Annotated in this window: 18 protein-coding genes and 1 tRNA gene; 6 read left to right on the forward strand and 13 right to left on the reverse strand. The window is 67.6% G+C overall.

Features of this window, described 5'->3' with window-relative positions; all coding sequences use genetic code 11:
* Positions 1 to 262: 262 nt before the first annotated feature.
* The 7 genes from A9K58_RS08455 to dtd form a co-directional block, all read right to left on the reverse strand.
* Positions 263 to 1,081, reverse strand: a complete 819-nt coding sequence (locus A9K58_RS08455) for a M10 family metallopeptidase domain-containing protein (protein WP_065198948.1) — start codon at positions 1,079 to 1,081, stop codon at positions 263 to 265.
* A 45-nt stretch (positions 1,082 to 1,126) separates the two neighbouring features.
* Positions 1,127 to 1,264, reverse strand: coding sequence for a hypothetical protein (locus A9K58_RS19470; protein WP_155760461.1), 138 nt, complete (start codon positions 1,262 to 1,264; stop codon positions 1,127 to 1,129).
* 14 nt (positions 1,265 to 1,278) lie between these two features.
* Complete coding sequence (locus A9K58_RS08460; protein ID WP_196769176.1) at positions 1,279 to 2,550, reverse strand: hypothetical protein; 1,272 nt, start codon at positions 2,548 to 2,550, stop codon at positions 1,279 to 1,281.
* Between the two features lie 420 nt (positions 2,551 to 2,970).
* Positions 2,971 to 3,046 (reverse strand) — tRNA-Ile (locus tag A9K58_RS08465).
* 40 nt (positions 3,047 to 3,086) lie between these two features.
* The gene (locus tag A9K58_RS08470) at positions 3,087 to 3,398 is read right to left on the reverse strand and encodes a hypothetical protein (protein ID WP_065198950.1); all 312 of its coding nucleotides are present in this window, start codon (positions 3,396 to 3,398) and stop codon (positions 3,087 to 3,089) included.
* A 264-nt stretch (positions 3,399 to 3,662) separates the two neighbouring features.
* Positions 3,663 to 5,519 (reverse strand): RNA polymerase sigma factor RpoD, encoded by a 1,857-nt coding sequence (gene rpoD / locus A9K58_RS08475; RefSeq protein ID WP_065198951.1) that lies wholly within the window; start codon positions 5,517 to 5,519, stop codon positions 3,663 to 3,665.
* A 91-nt stretch (positions 5,520 to 5,610) separates the two neighbouring features.
* Positions 5,611 to 6,051, reverse strand: a complete 441-nt coding sequence (gene dtd, locus A9K58_RS08480) for a D-aminoacyl-tRNA deacylase (protein WP_065198952.1) — start codon at positions 6,049 to 6,051, stop codon at positions 5,611 to 5,613.
* A gap of 62 nt (positions 6,052 to 6,113) precedes the next feature.
* Between dtd and A9K58_RS08485 the strand changes: the two genes are divergently transcribed.
* The 4 genes from A9K58_RS08485 (at position 6,114) to A9K58_RS08500 (ending at position 10,352) form a co-directional block, all read left to right on the forward strand.
* A complete protein-coding gene (locus tag A9K58_RS08485) occupies positions 6,114 to 7,034 on the forward strand; it encodes a lauroyl acyltransferase (RefSeq protein WP_065198953.1) in 921 nt (306 codons plus the stop codon).
* Positions 7,035 to 7,106: 72 nt separating this feature from the next.
* Entirely contained in the window at positions 7,107 to 8,243 is a 1,137-nt protein-coding gene (gene ribA / locus A9K58_RS08490; protein WP_065198954.1) for a GTP cyclohydrolase II RibA, read from the forward strand.
* A 73-nt stretch (positions 8,244 to 8,316) separates the two neighbouring features.
* Positions 8,317 to 8,817: a PH domain-containing protein gene (locus A9K58_RS08495; protein ID WP_065198955.1), complete on the forward strand. Its 501-nt coding sequence runs from the start codon at positions 8,317 to 8,319 to the stop codon at positions 8,815 to 8,817.
* Entirely contained in the window at positions 8,814 to 10,352 is a 1,539-nt protein-coding gene (locus A9K58_RS08500; RefSeq protein WP_065198956.1) for a PH domain-containing protein, read from the forward strand. Before A9K58_RS08495 ends, A9K58_RS08500 begins: the two co-directional genes overlap by 4 nt.
* Before the next feature lie 100 nt (positions 10,353 to 10,452).
* Here A9K58_RS08500 and A9K58_RS08505 read toward each other — a convergent pair whose 3' ends face one another.
* The gene (locus tag A9K58_RS08505) at positions 10,453 to 11,511 is read right to left on the reverse strand and encodes a CDP-glycerol glycerophosphotransferase family protein (RefSeq protein WP_065198957.1); all 1,059 of its coding nucleotides are present in this window, start codon (positions 11,509 to 11,511) and stop codon (positions 10,453 to 10,455) included.
* Between A9K58_RS08505 and A9K58_RS08510 the strand changes: the two genes are divergently transcribed.
* Entirely contained in the window at positions 11,510 to 12,316 is an 807-nt protein-coding gene (locus tag A9K58_RS08510) for a glycosyltransferase family 2 protein (RefSeq protein WP_065198958.1), read from the forward strand. The two genes, A9K58_RS08505 and A9K58_RS08510, sit on opposite strands and share 2 nt — an antisense overlap.
* Positions 12,317 to 12,357: 41 nt before the next feature.
* Here the strand turns inward: A9K58_RS08510 and A9K58_RS08515 are convergent, their stop codons facing one another.
* From A9K58_RS08515 to def, 5 genes are all read right to left on the reverse strand, one after another.
* Positions 12,358 to 13,692, reverse strand: a complete 1,335-nt coding sequence (locus A9K58_RS08515) for an O-antigen ligase family protein (protein ID WP_231109272.1) — start codon at positions 13,690 to 13,692, stop codon at positions 12,358 to 12,360.
* A gap of 73 nt (positions 13,693 to 13,765) precedes the next feature.
* On the reverse strand, positions 13,766 to 15,475 hold the full coding sequence (locus A9K58_RS08520) for an ArnT family glycosyltransferase (RefSeq protein WP_065198959.1): 1,710 nt from the start codon (positions 15,473 to 15,475) through the stop codon (positions 13,766 to 13,768).
* Positions 15,476 to 15,498: 23 nt separating this feature from the next.
* A complete protein-coding gene (gene rsmB / locus A9K58_RS08525; protein WP_065198960.1) occupies positions 15,499 to 16,830 on the reverse strand; it encodes a 16S rRNA (cytosine(967)-C(5))-methyltransferase RsmB in 1,332 nt (443 codons plus the stop codon).
* A gap of 3 nt (positions 16,831 to 16,833) precedes the next feature.
* On the reverse strand, positions 16,834 to 17,757 hold the full coding sequence (gene fmt, locus A9K58_RS08530) for a methionyl-tRNA formyltransferase (RefSeq protein WP_065198961.1): 924 nt from the start codon (positions 17,755 to 17,757) through the stop codon (positions 16,834 to 16,836).
* A gap of 120 nt (positions 17,758 to 17,877) precedes the next feature.
* Positions 17,878 to 18,390, reverse strand: a complete 513-nt coding sequence (def, locus tag A9K58_RS08535; protein ID WP_065198962.1) for a peptide deformylase — start codon at positions 18,388 to 18,390, stop codon at positions 17,878 to 17,880.
* A 124-nt stretch (positions 18,391 to 18,514) separates the two neighbouring features.
* Here def and A9K58_RS08540 point away from each other — a divergent pair, with 124 nt between their 5' ends.
* A complete protein-coding gene (locus A9K58_RS08540; protein ID WP_065198963.1) occupies positions 18,515 to 19,648 on the forward strand; it encodes a LysM peptidoglycan-binding domain-containing protein in 1,134 nt (377 codons plus the stop codon).
* The last annotated feature ends 46 nt before the right edge of the window (positions 19,649 to 19,694 follow it).

The raw sequence follows: 19,694 nt of genomic DNA on the forward strand, positions 1-19,694 counted from the left end.
GTCCCAGTGACTATGGAGCCAACAAGCCACTGCTAACGCTATTTCTAGATGGAGATCGCAAATCGGAGCAAGCAGGAGAGTCCGTAGGAATCCCCCTGCTCCGGCGCGTCAATCCTCACCTAAACTAGGAAGGAGGGCTTCCAACGACGCCCACTTGCTTGACTTTTCACGGATCCGCGGCTCGCCGCATGCGAGCCGCGGAAGGCGACGCGTCGGTCGTCGTCGGACGGGAAGCGCGCTCCACGCGCTCCCGTCCGACGGCTCACGGTGTGATGACGATTCGGTTCGCGCTGTTGCCGTCCCCGGCCCGGCTCGCGTTAGCAACCGTACCCGCCGGCCGCGTGCACGTGCTGGTGTGCTCGACGGCGTTGGTGACGACGCCATTGGCATCGGTCAACGTGGTCCGCCAGCGGAACGTCGCGGTCGGCTGCGGCGAGGTGTTCGTGCAGCGGAAATTGAAGGTCAGCGGCGAGGGCGTCGCGCTGGTGTAGGTGCCGTTGTAATCGCTGCAGGTCCACCCGGACGCGCACTGGACGATCTTCGTCTGCCGCTTCACCGGAAAGGCGGGATTGCCTTGATAGTGAACCGAGGCGGGGATGTTCACCCCTTGCGGCCCGCTGACGTTGGCGAGGCTCAGGATTTTGAAGGGCAGCCCGTAGGCCCACAGGTACTCCTCCATCTCGGCCTCGCACAGCACGCGTTTCACCTGGCCCGCCGGCAAGGTCGGGTACATCGGGCAGTTGGAATCGTCGCCGTGGTCGAATCCCACTGCATGCCCGAATTCGTGCAGGAGCGCGGACTCTCCGTCGAACCGATCCGCTGGAATGGTGGGCGCCGTCGTGCAGATGAGCTGGGTGACGCCGGGCGTCTGATCCATGCGCTTGCGGTCGACGTAGATGTCGGCGTTGAGAATGGTCCCCGTGTTCGGATTGACCGTTGTGCGTGTTTCCATTCCTGTGCCGGGGGTGACGTTGTCGGCGTCTTCGACGGTGATGTTCGCGTAGTTGAAGGCCTGAGTCTGTTCGCTGACCCGCGGATGGGTCGCCAGACTGTCGGTGGGCAGGTACAGGTCGGCGCCCACGGCGTTCCAGGCATTGGTCGCGCCGATGGCCGAAAAAATACAGCTCTACACGGAACTGTGGAATCCGACCCGGACGGACGCCACCTCCCATTGCTGATTAACCGCGGCCGGCGCGGCGTGGGCGAAACCCGCGTACGCGAACAGCCCGCTCGCCAGGGCGGCGCGCGAAAATTCGATGTTCATGAAGGCCTCCTGCCTCAGTGCTGGTCCAGGGAGAACGTGCGGAGCTGCCGCTCGGCCGTCTTGATGTCCTTCGGGTTCGCGCCCGAACGCGCCGCTTGCGGGCCGGCGAGCAGGGCGCCGCCGTCGGACACTTCATAGATCAGAAACGGCAGCGCGCTGAACGCCGCCTCCGGTTGCTTGCGCGCCTCGGCCGTCCACTGCTCGTACAGATTCTTCGACAGCGCGAGCAGGTAACGCTTGCCGGGAACGAGAGCGACTTCGGACGACACCTCCATCAGCAGGCCGTCCGGCATGAGCCCGGATTTGCGCGCGAGGTACACCGTGTCTCCCGGCGCGCGCGAACCCTTCAACGACTCGACGACGGTCAGCGGAATCGCCGACAGGAAACCGTCCAAACGGGTTCGCCCTTGCACGGCCGGCCCGGCGGTGGCGATCACGACCGTGTCGGCCATCGCCATTTGCTCGCCGGGCGAGGCCGTGCCCGAGAAAAATTTGCGCACGAGCTCGAACAGGTCCACATCGCGTTTGCGATAGGCCGATACATCGGCGGCCGTGAAGCCCAGCGCCGCCAGATCGATCGCGGCCTCGCGCGTCGCGGCCTGCCGCTGCTCGACGCTCAAGCCGATGACGTGGCCGGTGGCGTCGCGCAATGGCGCCGGCGGTCGCGCGTCGCCCGTCGCGACCAAGGCCTCGTACGCGCCTTGGCGATCGCGCCGGGACAGGGCTTGTATGCGTTTTTGCTGGTGCGACTGCGCTTGCGCAAGTTCGTTAGCCGGCGCGGCCGAGACGGCGGCCGGGAGCGAGACGGCGGCGCCGCTCAACAGCGCCAGGAAAACCAAAGTTCGTTGCATATCACTTTCTCCTTGCGAGGTGTTCGTCCGTACCGTGGACTGGGTTCGTGGCACGGAACCAGCTGGAGCTCCGCGCACGTCCTCCCACGCCTGGTCGGCTTCTTTCCATCGTCGGGCCGCCTCGTCGCGAAGGGCAACACCCGCCTCCTGCACTTGCTCAAGCTTCCGCTCGGCCCAGGTGTCGGTGATGTTGGCCGCATCGAGCGCGTCGGCGAACCGCTGCCGTTCCGCCGGGGTCTCCAGGCGACGGTCGAGCGCTTTGAGGAAGCTGTCGCGCTCGAATTGCCGGAAACCGGGGGAGCGCTGTAGGTCGTTGACCAAGCCCGCGGCGTCGACCCCGCCCACGCGGCGGTTGTGAAGTATCAGGCGCTCGGCTTCGTATGCGAGCTGATCGACGCGGCCTTGTTCATCGGTGGCCGCCAGCAGTGCAGCCACATCGCGGGTGTCTACCCGCCCCGAATTTGTCGCCATCGGAATGTCCCTATTCGGAGAGCCTCGACCGTAGTCTACCCGCGCCCTGGCGGATGAGCCCGACCTGCGTCAAGAATCCACCGCCAGGGGCCTAGGTCTTGCTGCCCTTGGTTTTGTAGACCTTTTCTTAGGTCCCTCGGTAGGCTTTATTGCAGGAAAATGCTCTAAAAGTCCACGGCTAACCGATTGATTCAAAAGGGGCAAAAAATGAGCCCTTTGGTTTCGGGTCCAGAGGTACTGAGAAGAGAGAGGCGACCTTGGCGAAAGTTTCGCCAACCGGCCGGTTTCGGCCTCTCTCTGAGTCCAAGGGCTTGTCAAAAACCCTCGGAAATAAGGCGTTTTCTCGCTGAAACTCGGGGAGAGAAATATGCCCCGTTATTGCTATGGTGGGCCCACCAGGATTCGAACCTGGAACCAAGGGATTATGAGTCCCCTGCTCTAACCGTTGAGCTATAGGCCCGGCGCAGCGCCACAGTGTAGTGGAGACCGCGCCCGATCGGCTACCCGGCAGCAGCAAGAGCCTCAGCAATACGTCCCAACCGCTTCTCCGCCACTTCCGCAAACCACACCTGCCGCCGCAGATGTGCCTGGGACAGCGCCACCGTCCTCCTGGCCTCTTCCAGTCCCTGCTGGTTGTCGCCGCTGAAGCCGGCAAGCAATCCAGCCTCAGACAGCGTCAGCAGCGTATACGTCGTCCGACGTGCAAACCCCAACGGATCCTCACACTCATCCCGCATCACCTCATCCCAGTTCAGCAGCGGCGGGAAATCGATTTGCACGGGCTCAGGCATATCGTGCTCCACATCATTCATGGCGTGACTCCAGATGCATGACGAATCAGTGCCGCAGGCCGCATGTGATGTACGTGACCTGCTGCGCGCTTGCATCAGCGCCGATGAAGATCGGCCTGCCTACGCGATGTGTTGAGCATCTGCACGGTCAGCGTGCGGCCGCCGCGGGACGTAATCAAATGGCAGATGCGACATCGTCAGGATCCGATCGGCATGGCCGGGAGCTACCAAAGAAAAACCCCGCACCAGGCGGGGCTTTTCTCAACACTCAACAGCAACCGGATATCAGTCGATATCCAGGAAGCTGCGCAGCTGCTCCGAACGGCTCGGGTGACGCAGCTTGCGCAGGGCCTTCGCTTCGATCTGGCGGATGCGCTCGCGGGTCACGTCGAACTGCTTGCCGACCTCTTCCAGCGTGTGGTCGGTATTCATGTCGATGCCGAAGCGCATGCGCAGCACCTTGGCTTCCCTCGGGGTGAGGCCGGCCAGCACGTCGCGCACGGTTTCAGACAGGTTGATGTTGGTGGTGTTCTCGATCGGGGACTCCACGTTGGTGTCCTCGATGAAGTCGCCCAGATGGGAATCCTCGTCGTCGCCGATCGGGGTTTCCATCGAGATCGGCTCCTTGGCGATCTTCATCACCTTGCGGATCTTGTCTTCCGGCATGTCCATTTCCTTGGCCAGCTCCTCCGGCGTGGCCTCGCGGCCGTACTGCTGGAGCATCTGGCGGGAAATGCGGTTCAACTTGTTGATCGTCTCGATCATGTGCACCGGGATACGGATGGTGCGCGCCTGGTCGGCGATCGAGCGGGTGATCGCCTGGCGGATCCACCAGGTGGCGTAGGTCGAGAACTTGTAGCCGCGGCGGTACTCGAACTTGTCCACGGCCTTCATCAGGCCGATGTTGCCTTCCTGGATCAGGTCGAGGAACTGCAGGCCACGGTTGGTGTACTTCTTGGCGATCGAGATCACCAGGCGCAGGTTGGCCTCGACCATTTCCTTCTTGGCCTTGCGCGCCTTGGCTTCACCGTAGGCCATGGCGCGGCTGATTTCCTTCAGCTCTTCCAGGTCCAGCTGGGTCAGCTTCTCGATGTCGATCGTCGCCTGCTGCTCGGCGATGATCTGGTCCTTCACTTCGCGCAGCGCCGAGGACCACTTCTGCTTCCGCTTCAGAGCGTCTTCCACCCACTCCAGGTTGGTCTGGTTGCCTTCCCAGGAGCGGATGAAATCCTTGCGCGGCATGCGCGCGGTCACCGTGGCCAGGTTCAGCACGCGACGTTCGTGGGCCTTGATGTCGGCCATGGTGTCGCGCAGCTGCTTGGTCAGCACGTCGGTCAGCGGCAGCGGCAGCTTCAGGGTCACGAACACCGCCGACATTTCTTCGCGCAGGCGCGGCAGGTTCTTCTTGTCGCCCTTGGCCGCCGCCTTCTTGAAGGCATTGAAGGCATCGCTCAGCTGCGCCATGCGCGCGGCGACTTCCTCCGGATCCGGACCGGTCGGCGCGGCTTCCTCATCGCCGCCGCCATCGACATCGTCGTCTTCGTCCTCGTCGCTTTCGGCGTCGGAGTCGGTGCTGTCATCGGTCATGGCCGCCGGCGGTGCCGGCTCCTCGTCGATCAGGTCGTTGAAGCCGACGATCACTTCGGCCAAGCGCTTCTTGCCTTCCTTGTGCGCTTCATAGTCGTTCAGCAGCGACTCGACCGAGACCGGGAACTGGCCCAGGGCGGCCTGCACCTGCGAAAGGCCTTCCTCGATGCGCTTGGCGATGGCGATTTCGCCTTCGCGGGTCAGCAGCTCGACGGTGCCCATTTCGCGCATGTACATGCGCACCGGGTCGGTGGTACGGCCACCTTCGGTGTCGAGCGCGCTCAGCGCGGCGGCGGCTTCTTCGGCGGCGGTGTCATCGACCTCGCGGTTGCCGGTGTTGCCGTCATTGAGGAGCAGGGTCTCCACATCCGGCGCAACTTCATGGACGTCGATGCCCATGCCGTTGATCATGCCGATGATGTCTTCGATCTGTTCCGGATCGACCATGTCATCCGGCAGGTGGTCATTGACTTCGGCGTAGGTCAGGTAGCCCTGTTCCAGGCCCTTGCTGATCAGTTGCTTGATTTCGGATTGGGCAGGACGTTCGTTGGCCATGTAGTGCTCGCGCCACCGGCTGGGTAGGAAATAGGGAACGTAGCATTATACCAGCCCGGGGCCCCGCCTGCCGGGCGGTGGTCCCGCAGGCTCAGGGCCTGAGAAGGAAGGTCACGGGACCGTCGTTGACCAGGCTGACGACCATATGGGCACCAAATCGGCCGGTTTCCACCCCTGGGGCGTGATTTTCACGGCAGATCTCGACAAATCGATTGAACCCGCGTTCAGCCTCGGCCGGCGGCGCGGCCGTGGTGAAGCTCGGCCGCATGCCCGAACGGGTGTCGGCGGCCAGGGTGAACTGGCTGACCAGCAGCAGGCCGCCCCCGGTGTCGCGCAGCGAACGGTTCATCTTCCCCGCCTCGTCGGCGAACACCCGGTAGCCCAGCAGGCGCTCGGCCATCCGCTGCAGCTGGGCCTCGGTGTCACCCGGCTCCATCCCGACCAGGGCCAGCAGGCCAGGGCCGATCTGCCCCACCGGCGCATCGTCGACGTGGACGGCCGCCTGGCTGACACGCTGGATCAGGACGAGCATCTGCAAGCTTCCAATGAACGGGGCGGGCCACGATAGCAGCGCCGTTGGCTAAACTGGCGCCGATGAATCCGCAACGCAAAGCCCGGCTGGTCCACCGCGCCACCTCCCTGTTCGCCCGCCTGCCCTGGCCGTTGCTGCGGGGAATCGCGCATGCCCTGGCCTGGGCCTGGATCAGGCTCAATGCGCGCGAGAGCCGCGTTACCCGTCGCAACCTGGAGCTGGCCTACCCTGAACTGGACGACGCGGCGCGCAGCCGCCTGCACCGCGAACTGCTGCGCTCCACCGCGCTGCAGGCCATCGAGACCCTGCGCCTGTGGAGCCGGACGCCAGCCGACAACCTGCGCCTGCACCTGAAACAGCGGCATGGCCAAGCCCTGTACGACGCGGCCCTGGCCAGCGGCAGGGGGGTGATCGTGGCCGCGCCGCACTTCGGCAACTGGGAACTGTTGAACCAGTGGCTGGCCTCGCGCGGGCCGATCGCCATCGTGTACAAGCCACCGGAGGACGCGGCCAGCGATGCCTTCCTGCAACGGGTGCGGGGCGGGCAGAACGTGCAGCAGGTGCGTGCCGAAGGTCCGGCCGTGCGCCAGCTGTTCAAGGTGCTCAAGGACGGTGGCGCCACCGGCATCCTGCCCGACCAGCAGCCCAAGGCCGGCGACGGCGTGTTCGTGCCGTTCTTCGGCGTGCAGGCGCTGACCATGACCCTGGTCAACCGCCTGGCCGAACGCACCGGCGCTACCGTGCTGTATGGCTGGTGCGAGCGCATCGGGCCGGACATGGAATTCGCCCTGCACATCGAACCGGCCGACCCGGCGGTGGCGGATCCGGACCCGCAGGTGGCGGCTACCGCGCTCAACGCCGGCATCGAGCGCATCGCCCGCCGCGACCCGGCGCAGTACCAGTGGACCTACAAGCGCTATACGCTGCGCCCACCGGGCAGTGGCGAGGACGACCCGTACGCGACCGAAGAACATCCTCATTGAGGTGGGCCGGCGCCCCTGCGCCGCTCGCCACAGCACGTTGAATACGACGCCGGTGCCCCCATAGAGACTGCGATGTCCGCCTCCCCCGGTCCTGCCATGCCTGCTGCTTCTTCCCTGTTCGGCGATCCGGCCGCGACCCGCTGTGAACGCGCGGTGGCCGAACTGCGTGCCGGTCGTCCGGTCCTGCTTCACGATGGCCAGGGCCAACGCCTGGCGGTGATCGCGCTGGACAGCGCGACGGCCAGCAGCTTCGCCGCTTTTGCCAGCGCAGCGCGCGAACGCCACTACCTGTTCCTGACCGCGATCCGTGCCCGCGTGCTCGGCGTGGACGCTCCCGACGGCGCACGGCTGCCGCTGGCCGGCGTCGCCTTCGATGCCCTGCCCTCGCTGGGCTACCTGCGCGAGTCGGGCCCGATGCCGGACGGTTGGAGCGCGGGCGATGCCTTCGATGCTGGCGCGGTGGAACTGGCCCGCCTGGGCCTGTTGCTGCCGGCCATGGTGGCGGTGCGCCTGGAGGCCGGCGACCACACCTTCGACGGTGCCGCCGATGTGGCCCTGTGCGATCTGGCCGAGGGCGCGGCCCATGCCGCCCATGACTACGAACTGGTGGCGCGTTCGCCGGTGCCGTTGCGCGACGTCGGCATGACCACCTTCGCGGTATTCCGCGGCGGCGTGGCCCAGCGCGACCAGGTCGCGATCATCGTCGGCGAACCGGACCTGTCGGCCGTGGTGCCGGTGCGCGTGCACTCCTCATGCCTGACCGGCGACCTGTTCGGTTCACTCAAGTGCGACTGCGGCGACCAGCTGCGGCGCGGGCTGCGCAAGCTGAAGGAACTGGGCGGCGGCGTGCTGCTGTACCTGGACCAGGAAGGACGCGGCACCGGCATCGCGGCCAAGATGCGTGCCTATGGCTATCAGCACGATGGCCTGGACACCATCGATGCCGATGCGCAGCTGGGCTTCGGTGCCGACGAGCGGCGTTACGGCAGCGCGGTGGCGATGCTGCACGGCCTGGGCATTTCGCGCGTGGCCCTGCTCAGCAACAACCCGACCAAGGCGCAGCGCCTGCGCAACGCCGGCATCGAGGTGCTGGACTGCATTCCGGTCACCGGCGAGATCACCGCCGAGAACGAGCACTACCTCCGTACCAAGGCCGATCGTGCCGGCCATCTGCTGGATGTCGACGCCCTGATCCAGGCTGCCCAGTAGCGCGGCCGACCTGCTACCGTCTGCGCGGTGCGGCCACGGCCGCCCCATCTGCCTGCCACCTGACGGAGCCCGCGTGACCGAAGCACCTTTTCCTGCATCGCCCACCGCTGACTGGCAGGCCCTGCCGCAGCGTGCCGCAGCGCTGGCGGCGCTGGAAGGCGCCTGCGGCGGCCTGTTGGTGCCGGGCCTGCCGCTGGCGGCCGCGACATGGTTCCTGGAACTGCCCGGTGGCCTATGGACCGCTGCGATCGGGCTGCTGGTGGGCATCGTGGTCGGCGCATGGCTGGGCCACCGCCGCGTGGTCCGCACCCGCTGGCGGCTGGACACGCAGGGCCTCGGCCTGCGCCGCGACCTGATGTGGCAGCTGGAAACGCGTATCCCCCTGTCACGCGTGCAGCACCTGGACCTGCGGCGCGGCCCGCTGGAACGCCGCGCCGGCCTGGCCACGCTGATCGTGCATACCGCCGGCGCCCGCATGAGCGCGGTCACCGTGCGCGGCCTCGACGAGGCGGACGCCGAGCGCCTGCGCGATACCCTGTCGCACCAGCTCGACCAGGACGCGGACGCCCTGTGAGCCTGCCGCCGCCCCTGCCCGCCTCGCTGCCCAACGGTGGCGAAGACCACCGCCTGCACCCCTGGTCGTGGCTGTTCGTGCTGCTGATGCAGTTGCGCCACTACTTCCTGCCGCTGGTAGCGCTGCTGGTGTTCGGACAGCGGGGCGACGGCGACCCGCTGTGGGCGCAGCTGATTCCGCTGTCGGCGATCGCCGCGTTGGTGCTGGTTTCGGTGCTGCAGTACCTCAGTTACCGCTACCGCATCGGCGGCGACGCAATCACCGTGCGCAGCGGGCTGCTCGCACGCAACCGGCGCGAGATCCCATTCGCCCGCATCCACAACGTGGAGGTGAGACAGAACCCCCTGCACCGGTTGTTCGGCGTCGCCGAACTGCGCCTTGAATCGGCCGGTGGCGTGCGCCCGGAGGCGGAAATGCGGGTGCTGAAGCTGGACCAGGCACTGGCATTGGAACGGCTGGTTCGGCAGCGCGGGCAGCCCACCCAGGCCGCCGGGGCAGAAGCGTCCGCCGGGGTCGCCGAGGCCGGCGGCGAACACGTGCTGCTGCGCCTGTCGAGCTGGGAGGTAGTGCGCATGGGCCTGCTCTCCAACCGTGGCTGGGCACTGGTGGTGGCGGCCATCGGCGTGCTGTTCCAGACCGTGCCGCGACCGGTGATGGACGAGGCGCTCCAGCGCGGTGGCCGCGAGGCCTTCGGCTATGCCAGCCATCTGCACCCGGGCGTGGCGGGGGCCCTGCTGTTGTCGGCCGCAGCGCTGTTGCTGGGCTGGATGGTGCTGCGCGTGCTGTCGGTGGTGCTGACCCTGCTGCGCTATCACGGCTTCACCCTCAGCGAGCAGGAGCGCCGCCTGACCGTATCGGCCGGCCTGCTCAGCCGCACCCGCAGCAGTGTTGCGCGTCGCCGGATCCAGGCCTGGACACTGCGCGAAGGCACGCTGCAGCGCTGGTTCGGCCTGCGGCAACTGCGCATTGACAGCGCCGCGGGGGGCCCATCGCGCGGCGAGGACCGCGCCCTGCGCGAACTCGCGCCATTGGCCCCGCACGTGCGCTGCGACGAGCTGATCCAGCACCTGCTGCCGCAGCTGCAGTGGCCACCCGCAATGTGGCAGGCCATCCCGCGACGCGGGTGGTGGCGGCTGTGCCTGGGCGCGCTGGTGCTGGTGCCGTTGCTGGCAGTGGCCGGTTATGTACGCTGGGGGCCGTGGGGCCTGGCCGTGCTGGCCTGGCTGCCGGTGGCCTTGCTGGTGGCGCATCGGCAGATGGCGCGCATGGCCTGGTACCTGGATGACCACTTCGTGGCCGTGCGCGGCGGCTGGTGGAAGCGCTGGTGGCGCTGGGCCGAGCTGGACAAGGTGCAGGGCCTGCGCCTGCAGCGTTCGCCACTGGACAAGCTGCTGGGCACCAGCAGCCTGCAGCTCGATACTGCTGGCGCACACGGTGACGTGGCCCTGACCCTGCACCACCTGCCGCAGGCACAGGCGCAACAGGTAATGGATCAGCTGGCGGCGGCGCTGGCGCGGCGCAAGCTGCGCTGGTGAGCCGGGGCCGTGCATCCACGCATGGCGTGGATCTACTGTAGAACCGAACCATGCCCGGCTTGCCGCAGCCGAGCATGGGTTCGGCTCTGCAGGACGTGCATCACCGCTGCGACGGGCCCCAATACCCCAGGTCTTTGCGGATCTGCAGGTCGCGCACCCAACTGCCGAAGGGTTTGCGGCGCAGCGCGCCCATCTCGCCGGACAGGAAATCTTCGGTGGCGGCGATCACCCGCTCGCTGGACAGGCCATCGCGGTACGGATGGATGGCATCGGCATAGCGCACGATCTCCGCCTGCAATGCGGCGTCGGGGTGCAGCGCGCGCTGCAGCATCGCCGGCAACTGGGCCGGCTCGTCGAAGTCGATCATGTGCGGCTTCGGCACGCGGTTGCGGAAGGTCACCACCGGCTTGTGCTGGACGATGAACTCCGAGACGATCGAGGAGGTATCCGACACCAGCACATCGGCGGCACGCTGCGCCGCCATCACCTGCTCCGGCTCGATGAAACGAGCATTGGCGCCGGCCAGTGCGCGGTAACGCTCGAACAGGTCCGGCGGGCACTTCGGATGCAGGGTCAGCAGCCAGTAGCGCTCACCGGCGGCGATATCGGTGGCGATCTGCGCATGCAGGTGCGGCGCGGCACTGAGGCGTTCGGTGAACGTGGAACCGAACAGGATCACGGCGCGGTCACCCGCCGGTTCGCGAAGCGCGGCACTTTCGCCGCCATCGTCGCGGAACAGCGGGTCCAGCTTCGGCCATCCGGTCTCGGCCACCGCGAAGTGGCCCTGCCGGGCCGCGATCTCGCGGAAAGGCGCGGTGGTGGCCGGCCCCTGCGTGCAGTACAGGTCGAACATGCCGCGCACCCGGAAGTGGCCCCGGGCGCTGTCGCGCTTCTCCACGTTGAACCCGTGGAACAGCTGCACTTTGGCACCGGAAAGGAACGTCGGCACCCAGTTGGCCGCGCTGAACACCGCCCGCGGGCGCATGGCCAGGGCCTGCTTCAGGCCTACGCAGGGCACCCCCGGCAGCGTGCTGCCTGCCGCGCCACCCTCGAACCAGGCCGCCACCTGTTGCCCGGAGGCGTGCAAGGCCAGCGCCAACGGGGCGAGAATAGGCAGCGCATAGCGCTCTGTCGCAAACAACAGGTACCCGGCCATCATGTCCTCCACGACCGCTCCCATCGAACGGCCTCGCATTTCAGCGTGCATTATCGCGTTCAATGAAGCCGGCCGCATCGGCGACTGCCTGGCCTCGCTGGCATTCTGCGACGAGATCATCGTCGTGGACTCCTACTCCACTGACGCGACCGCTGCCATCGCGGAGGCCGCAGGGGCGCGGGTACTGCAACGCGCGTTCGAGGGCTTCCGCAGCCAGAAGGCATTCTGCGTCGAGCAGGCGTCCCATGACTGGGTGCTGTGCCTGGATGCCGATGAGCGCATTGGCCCGGAACTGCGCACGTCCATCGAGCAGGCCCGCGACGGCGGCTTCGCCGGCCATGCCGGCTACCGTTTCGCCCGCCTGTCGGAGTATTTCGGCAAATTCCTGCGCCACGGCAACGCCTATCCGGACCGGGTGATGCGCCTGTTCGACCGCCGCCGGGGCGGCTGGCGCGGCAAACGCGAAATCCACGAAGCAGCCAGTGTCGACGGCGTCGTCGGTACGCTGCGCGGCGACCTCATCCACTACCCGTACCGCTCGTTGCAGCAGCAGCTGGCCAAGACCGAGAAGTACGCGCGGATGATGGCCGAGCACGAGTTCGCGCGCGGCAAGCGGGCCACTCTTGGCAAGCTGGTGCTGGCGCCCGCCTGGCGGTTCTGGCGCGGCTTCCTGTTCCGGGGTGGTTTCCGCGACGGCTGGCATGGCCTGGTCTACGCCTACGTGCGCGCCAACTACGTGCGGCAGAAGACCATCATGCTGTGGATGCTGGGCAACGGACAGGCGGTGGCCGACCCGCCGACGCCCTGATCGCCGGGCTCAGCCGGTGCCGCCATTGCCACACTGATGCCTCAGGATCCCGCCGTCATCCGATGGCGCGCGCCTTCCACGATCGACAGCCCGGTCAACAGTCCCACCAGGGTCACGTAGAAGCTGGCAGTCATCTGATGGGCAAACATGGACTGTGTCAGGCCGCACAGTATGTAGGTCAACACCATCATGACCCCGGCGGCGGCGGGCCCGCGGAAGGTCGTGCGCCCGCTGCGCCGGTGCAGCCGCACGAAAAGCCAGAGCGGGATGCCGTACACGGCCATCAACAGCAGCAGGCCCGGCACGCCTTGGGTGGCCGCCCATTCGGCGGCATCATTGTGGGCGTGCCCCAGGTGGCAGCGAGCCTCGTCCGGGTTGTCACGGCAGATCGGGACGCGCTGCATCGCATCGTCGAAATGGCCCACGCCCACTCCCACCAGCGGATGGTCGAGGAAGGTCTCCCACGCAACCTGCAGGCGTTCCACACGGGCGCCGGCAGAGGAATCACTGTCGCCCTGCTCCATGCGCTGCACATCGCTGTGCAGCTCGCTCAGGCGCACCTGGTGGCGCAACTCGGGCACCGACAGCAGCAGCGTCACGCCGATCGCCAGCATGCCGGCAAGCACCGACAGGCGGGCCGCGCCGGTGCGCCAGCGCAGGCTCAGCGCCAGCACCACCAGCAGCGCCAGCAGCGCGGCGAACACGCCACGACTGCCGGTCAGCACGATGGTGGCGCAGCCGGCGGCCATGCCGGCAATCACCAGCGACCAGCGCCGCGACGGCCGGCAGAACACGAGCAGCACCATCAGAACCATCACGATGTCGGCCAGCACGATGGCGTTGGTGAACAGCTCGGCACGCGGCGCGCCCGCCAGCACCTGCCACAGTGCCATCGCAAAGGTGACCAGCAGCCCGATCAGGGCGCCGCGCCACAGCCAGCGCAGATCGGGACGCAGCCCGCACACCCAGAGCGCGATCCATGGAATCACCACGAAGCGCGAACGGTTGTCGACATCGCGCAGGCCGTGCTCGAACAACAGCATCGACAGCAGGCCCAGGGCCAGCACGGCCAGCATCAGCCACGCCAGCACTTTGACCGGCTGCCCGGCCAGCGCGCGCGCGCGCCACAGCAGTTCCGGCGCCATCAGGGTACTGGCCAGCAGCAGCAACCCGTACGGCAGAAGATTGATGGGTACGGTCAGCACCAGCGCAGGCAGGCACAACAAGCCCAGCTGGGCCAGCCAGTGCGCGGCACCGTGGCGCCCGCCAGAGGGAGCGCCCAGCGGGTTGCCGGCCGCGGCGGTGAAGTTGTCCGGTGAAGCTGGCACGTCGGGAAATACCGCTGCAATCTGCTGGAAGTGCGGGGACGGCCACATCGCCGGCCCCGGCCTGTTCTTTTACTGCGTTTGGCCGCACTTGGGCAGTCTGGACAAGCGGGACCTGCAGCGGCTAGTCATGTTCCTGCAAACGGCGTTCACGTTCGCGCTCCTCCGCAGTCACCACGCAGGGAACCTCCACCGCCGACGCCGGGACCAGCCACCAGCGCCGGCGGTTGGCCACCCCCGCCAGTTCGGCACGGCTGCGGTCCACGCATGACAGCATGGCGTCTTCCCGCACCAGCAGCCATCGCTGCGCCGGGGCGAGCCGCTGCCAGTGCGTAGCGGCGACCAGTTGCTCGTCCCATGGCGTCTGGAAACCAAACGTGGCCGCCGGACGGTCAGCCATCAGCAGGTTCTGTTCCTTCCACGCCACCAGCCCCAGTTCGGCCTCCGGGCCGAGACGGGCGCCGACCGCGCGCATCAAGCCGCGCGCGGAACTGGAATCGTTCAGCAACGGATACGCGACCAGGCCGTACAGCACCCAGATGACGGCGAGCGTCGACACCAGGGCAAGATGACGACGGCGACCCGACACGAGCAGGCTCAGCCCGCCCCAGGCGGCCATTGCCAGTGCAGCCCAGGCCAGCGTGTCGATCGCGCCGGGCGCCAGGCCACGCCCTTCAGCCAGCCGCATGCCGGGCCCCGACCCGCCCAGCAGGGCCAGCGCGCCCACCAGGGCCAACCCTGTTGCCAGCAAGGCAGTGAAAAGCCCCAGCAGGGCCTGCACATCACGCCGCTTCAGCAACCCGGGCAGCAACGGCGCCAACGCCAGGCAGAACATCGGCAACGCGGGAAGGATGTAGACATCACGCTTGCCGTGGGGAATCGAGAAGAACAGCACGACCAGCACCCACCACGCCAACGGCAGCAGATAGCGCGGGTCACGGCGGCGCAGGCGGCGGCACCAAGCGGGAACCGCCCAAGGCAACAGCAGGAAGGCAGGAATCCACATGGACGGCATGATTCCGAGGAAGTACCACCCTGGCTGGTGATGGTCCCAGGACCGGACATAGCGACCGGCGGTCTGCCGGAACAGGATGTCGTCCACATAGGCGCGATGGTGCTCGGACCCGCTGGCCAGGCCGGCCAGCAGCATGGGCGCCAGCCACAGCGACAAGGCCAGCAGGAACGCCAGCGGCGCGAGCCAGAAGCGCGGTTCGCGCACATGCAGGCATACCCGCGGCCAGTGCAGCGCCGAAGCGACCGCGGCGGGCACGATCATCAGCAGCGCCAGCACGCCCACGCCCTTGGTGATCACCCCCATGCCGGCGAAGAACCAGCCCATCCACCACCAGCGCCACGCGGGTCCCAGCAGCAGGTGGCGCAACAGGCCGTAGTTGGCCAGGGTGATGAACAGCACCACCAGAGGATCGATCTGCGCCTTCTTTGCCTGGAACGTGAACTGCAGCGCGAAAAGCAGTGCCCATCCCGCATGCAGCCCCACCTGCCGCGTCCACAGGCGGCGACCGAGATCGACCACGCACCAGAGCGTTCCCAGCGCCGCCAGCAGCGAAGGCAGCAGGAATGCCACTCGCCAGTGGCCCGACACGCCATACATCGCGGCCTGCCACCACATCAGCATCGGCGGCTTGTCCGAGTATAGTTCGGTACCACGATGCGGGAACAACCAGTGCCCGCTGTCGACCATCTGCCTGGCCACCAGCGCGAAACGCGGCTCATCCGAAGGCCACGGATCACGGAGCCCGAGGCCGGCGCCCAGCACCAGCAGGGCCATCACCACCAACAACCACGTCTGGCGCGACGCGTGGGTTTTCAGCATGGGTCTCGAAACGGCAGCCGGGGTCAGGCTGTTTTTAGCAGACGCGCGTAGAAGAAACCGTCAGCGTCGTTGTCGCCCGGCAACCGCTGGCGCGCGATACCCTCGCAATCCCTGCCGAATGCGTCGCCCAGCGGCTGCGCCACGGCGTCCGGATGCCACTTCAGGAATGCGCGCACCTGGTCGATGTTCTCGGCACGCAGGATCGAACAGGTGGCGTACAGCAGCACGCCCCCCGGTCGCAGCATCGACCAGCACGCCTCCAGCAGGCGCGCCTGCACGCCGACCAGCGCGTCGATGTCCTCGGCGCGGCGATGGAACATCACATCCGGCTGGCGACGGATCACGCCGGTCGCCGAACACGGCGCATCCAGCAGGATGGCGTCGAACGGCACGCCATCCCACCAGGCGCCGGGATCGCTGGCATCAGCCACCTGCGTCTGCGCATTGGCACCGACGCCGGTACGCGCATAGGTGTCACGCGCACGCGCCAGTCGACGCGCGTCGATGTCCAGCGCCAGCAGGCGCAGGCTCGGATCGCGTTCAAGCAGGTGCGCCGACTTGCCCCCCGGTGCCGCGCAGGCGTCCAGCACACTGGCGCCGGGCGCCGGCGCCAGCGCATCGGCCGCACATTGCGCCGACAGGTCCTGCACCGACAGAGCGCCGTCGGCGAAGCCCGGCAGCTGGTTCACCGCGATGGGTGCCGCCAGGCGCAGTGCATCGGGGCTGAGTGCGCTTGCCTCGGCGGCGATGCCCGCTTCGACGAGCGCGGCCAGTGCGCTGTCACGACCACCCTGCTGGCGGTTGGCACGCAGCCACAACGGCGCCGGCTGCAGGCTGGCGGCGAAGATCGCCTCGGCCTGCGCCGGCCAGTCGCGCTCGATGGCGTCGGCCAGCCATGCCGGGAAGGCGTCACGCGCGGGTTGTTCCGGGAAACCTTCGCGCTGCGCACGGCGCAGGATCGCATTGACCAGGCCAGCCTGCCGCTCGCGCCCGAGCGCACGTGCGGCGTCCACCGTGGCCGACAGGGCGGCATGCGCCGGCAGTTCCAGCACGTCCAACTGGGCAAAGCCCACCATCAGCAGGGTGCGCAGGTCGGCATCGCGTGCCGACAATGGCTTCTGCATCCACGCCTGCAGCGCCGCGTCGTAAGTGCTGCGACGGCGCAGTACCGCGAAACACAGGGCTTCCAGCAGGGCGCGGTCGCGGCTGTCAGCCAGTTTCGGCAACGCCCAGGCCAACTCGGCCTTCAGCGAACGGCCACGGGTGAATACCTGCGCCAGCACCCGGGCAGCCAGCATGCGGGTGGCCGCACCCGGGGCCGCCTTGGCAACGGAGAAATCGTTCTGCCTGGACACCGCTTATGCTCCCACGTGCAGGTCGCGGCGGGCATTGAGGTAGTCGGCGGCAGTGATCGCCTTGCCGCCTTCGCGCTGCAGCGTGCGCAGGCGCAGCACGCCCTGGCCACAGGCGATGTCGATGCCGTCGCGGCTGGCCGCCAGCACTGTGCCCGGCGCCTGGCCATGGGCCGTGTCCAGGGCCACCGCGCCATGGATGCGCACGCGCTCGCCGGCCAGCGTGGCCTCGGCGATCGGCCACGGATTGAACGCACGCACGGTACGCGCCAGCGTCGCAGCGTCCTGCGCCCAGTCCAGCTTCGCCTCGGCCTTGTCCAGCTTGTGCGCGTATGTCACACCCTGCTCCGGCTGCGGTCGCGCGATCGGCTTGATGCCGGCGCGCAACAGGCCCAGCCCGTCGGACAGCACCTGCGCACCCAGTTCAGCCAGCTTGTCATGCAGCTGGCCGCCGGTATCGGTGGCCGCGATCGGCAACGCCTGGTGCAGCAGCACCGGGCCGGTGTCCAGCCCCGCTTCCATCTGCATCAGGCAGACCCCGGTCGTCTCGTCGCCGGCCTGGATCGCGCGCTGGATCGGCGCAGCGCCGCGCCAGCGCGGCAGCAGCGAAGCATGCACGTTCCAGCAGCCGTGGGCCGGGATGGCCAGCACCGCCTTGGGCAGGATCAGGCCATAGGCAACCACCACCATCAGGTCCGGCTGCAGGTCGCGCAGTTGCTGCTGGGCGGCCTCGTCCTTCAGCGATTCGGGCTGGAAGACCGGAATGCCACGGGCCACGGCTTCAAGCTTGACCGGCGAGGGCGCCAGGCCGCGGCCACGGCCGGCCGGGCGGTCGGGCTGGGTATAGACGGCCACGACCTCGTGGTGGCGCGCGGCGGCGCGCAGCGACGACACCGCGAATTCCGGCGTACCGGCAAAGACAATCCTCATGGCTACCCCACTTGCAGGATGGATTCGTGCAGGAAAGAAAACGGCGCCGTCGGCCGGCGCCGTACAGCCCGCGCGTGCCGCGCAGGCACGGGCCACCCGAAGGGCGGCCCGGATGGGCGATCACGCCACGTGCTTGCGCTGCTTGGCCAGCTTCTTGCGGACCATCTCGCGCTTGAGCGGCGACAGATAGTCGATGAACAGCTTGCCGTCCAGGTGGTCCATCTCGTGCTGGATGCAGGTGGCCAGGACGTCGCCGGCCTCCAACTGCTGTTCCTGGCCGTTGCGGTCCAGGTACTTCACGGTGATGGTGTCAGCGCGGGTCACGTCGGCGAAGATGCCCGGGACCGACAGGCAGCCCTCCTGATAGACCCGGCCCCCGTCCTTGGCGACGATTTCCGGGTTGATGAACACATGCGGTTCATTCTTTTCCTCGCTGACGTCGATGACCATGAAGCGCTTGTGCACGTCCACCTGGGTGGCGGCCAGGCCGATGCCCGGGGCGTCGTACATGGTCTGGAACATGTTGTCGATCAGTTCCTGGAAGGCCGGCGTGGTGACTTCGGCGGCGTCGATCAACGCGGCCTTGGTACGCAGGCGCGGATCGGGGAACTCGAGAATGGGGAGAAGGGCCATGGCTGTTTCCGGATTGGGCCGGCACGCCGGCATACGTCGCAGATTCTAGCTCCAACGCTTGCCTTGCGCCCCGGTTTCTGGACTATAGTGCGCGAACCTGTTGGGGAATCAGGGCTTCACACCTATGTTGCTTCGTTTTCGTACGGTCGTCGCCGCGGCGATGCTGACCGTGGCTGCCTATGCTACCGCCGTGGAAGTGAATGGCGGGCACCCGGACACCTATGTGGTCCGAAAAGGGGATACGTTGTGGGATATCGCCGCGCGATTCCTGCAGAAGCCGTGGCTGTGGCCGGAGATCTGGCAGGCCAATCCGCAGATCGCCAACCCGCACCTGATCTATCCAGGTGACGTGCTGAGCCTGGCCTATCTGGACCGGGTGACCGTGGCCCAGCAGCCCGGCCCGCGGCAGGAGGCCCCGATCGACGCCATTCCACTGGCCCAGGTCGAGCCCTTCCTGAAGCAGCTGAGCGTGGTCGACAGCATTGAACAGCTGCCGTACGTGGCCGGCCTCGAGGAGGAACGGCTGCGGGCCAGCAGCGGCCAGGCCGTCTATGTGCGCCTGGCGGACGCGCAGCTGGGCCAGCGCTGGGCCGTGGTCCGCCCGACCGTCCGCTACGCCCAGCCCAAGCCCAGCGAAGACCTGAACGCCAATGGCGAGGTGACGCCGGGCAGCGGCAACCTGTGGAAGGCCTACAACGCGCCCAACCAGCGCCGCGGCGTACTTGGCTACGAGCTGGCCCAGGTCGCCACGGGCACCATCACCCGGGTCGCCGGCGACAAGGTCGAGGTGTCCACCCTGGTGCTCGACAAGAACGAAAGCGGCCGCGAGGTGCGTGCCGGCGATCGCCTGGTGCCCGTGGAGGCCAGGCCGTACGACCTGCAGTTCGTACCGCACGTGCCTGCTGCCGGCGTCGAGGGCGTTGACGTCCGCGTGCTGGCGGTGACCGACATGTTCTCCGTCGGCGGCCCGCGCGATGTGATCGCGATCTCGGCCGGTCGCGCCCAGGGCGTGGACAACGGCACCGTGTTCTCGCTGTGGCGGCCGGGTCGCCATGTGGCGCACCGCATGAAGTACCCGACGTCGTCGCGCATGGACGATTCGCTCAGCTCCGGCGTCGGCCGGGTCTCGCTGCCGGACGAGTACGCCGCGCACGCCATGGTGTTCCGCACCTTCGACAACGTCAGCTACGCGCTGGTGATGCAGGGCGTGAAGCCGGTACGCGTGGGGTACAACGCACTGCACCCGGACGCCAGGTAACGGCCCGCCCAGCCGGCACCGCAGGCAGCACCGGGTTCTCGCCGAC

The sequence above is a fragment of the Stenotrophomonas maltophilia genome (assembly GCF_001676385.1).
GTDB classification, from domain to species: Bacteria; Pseudomonadota; Gammaproteobacteria; order Xanthomonadales; family Xanthomonadaceae; genus Stenotrophomonas; species Stenotrophomonas maltophilia_J.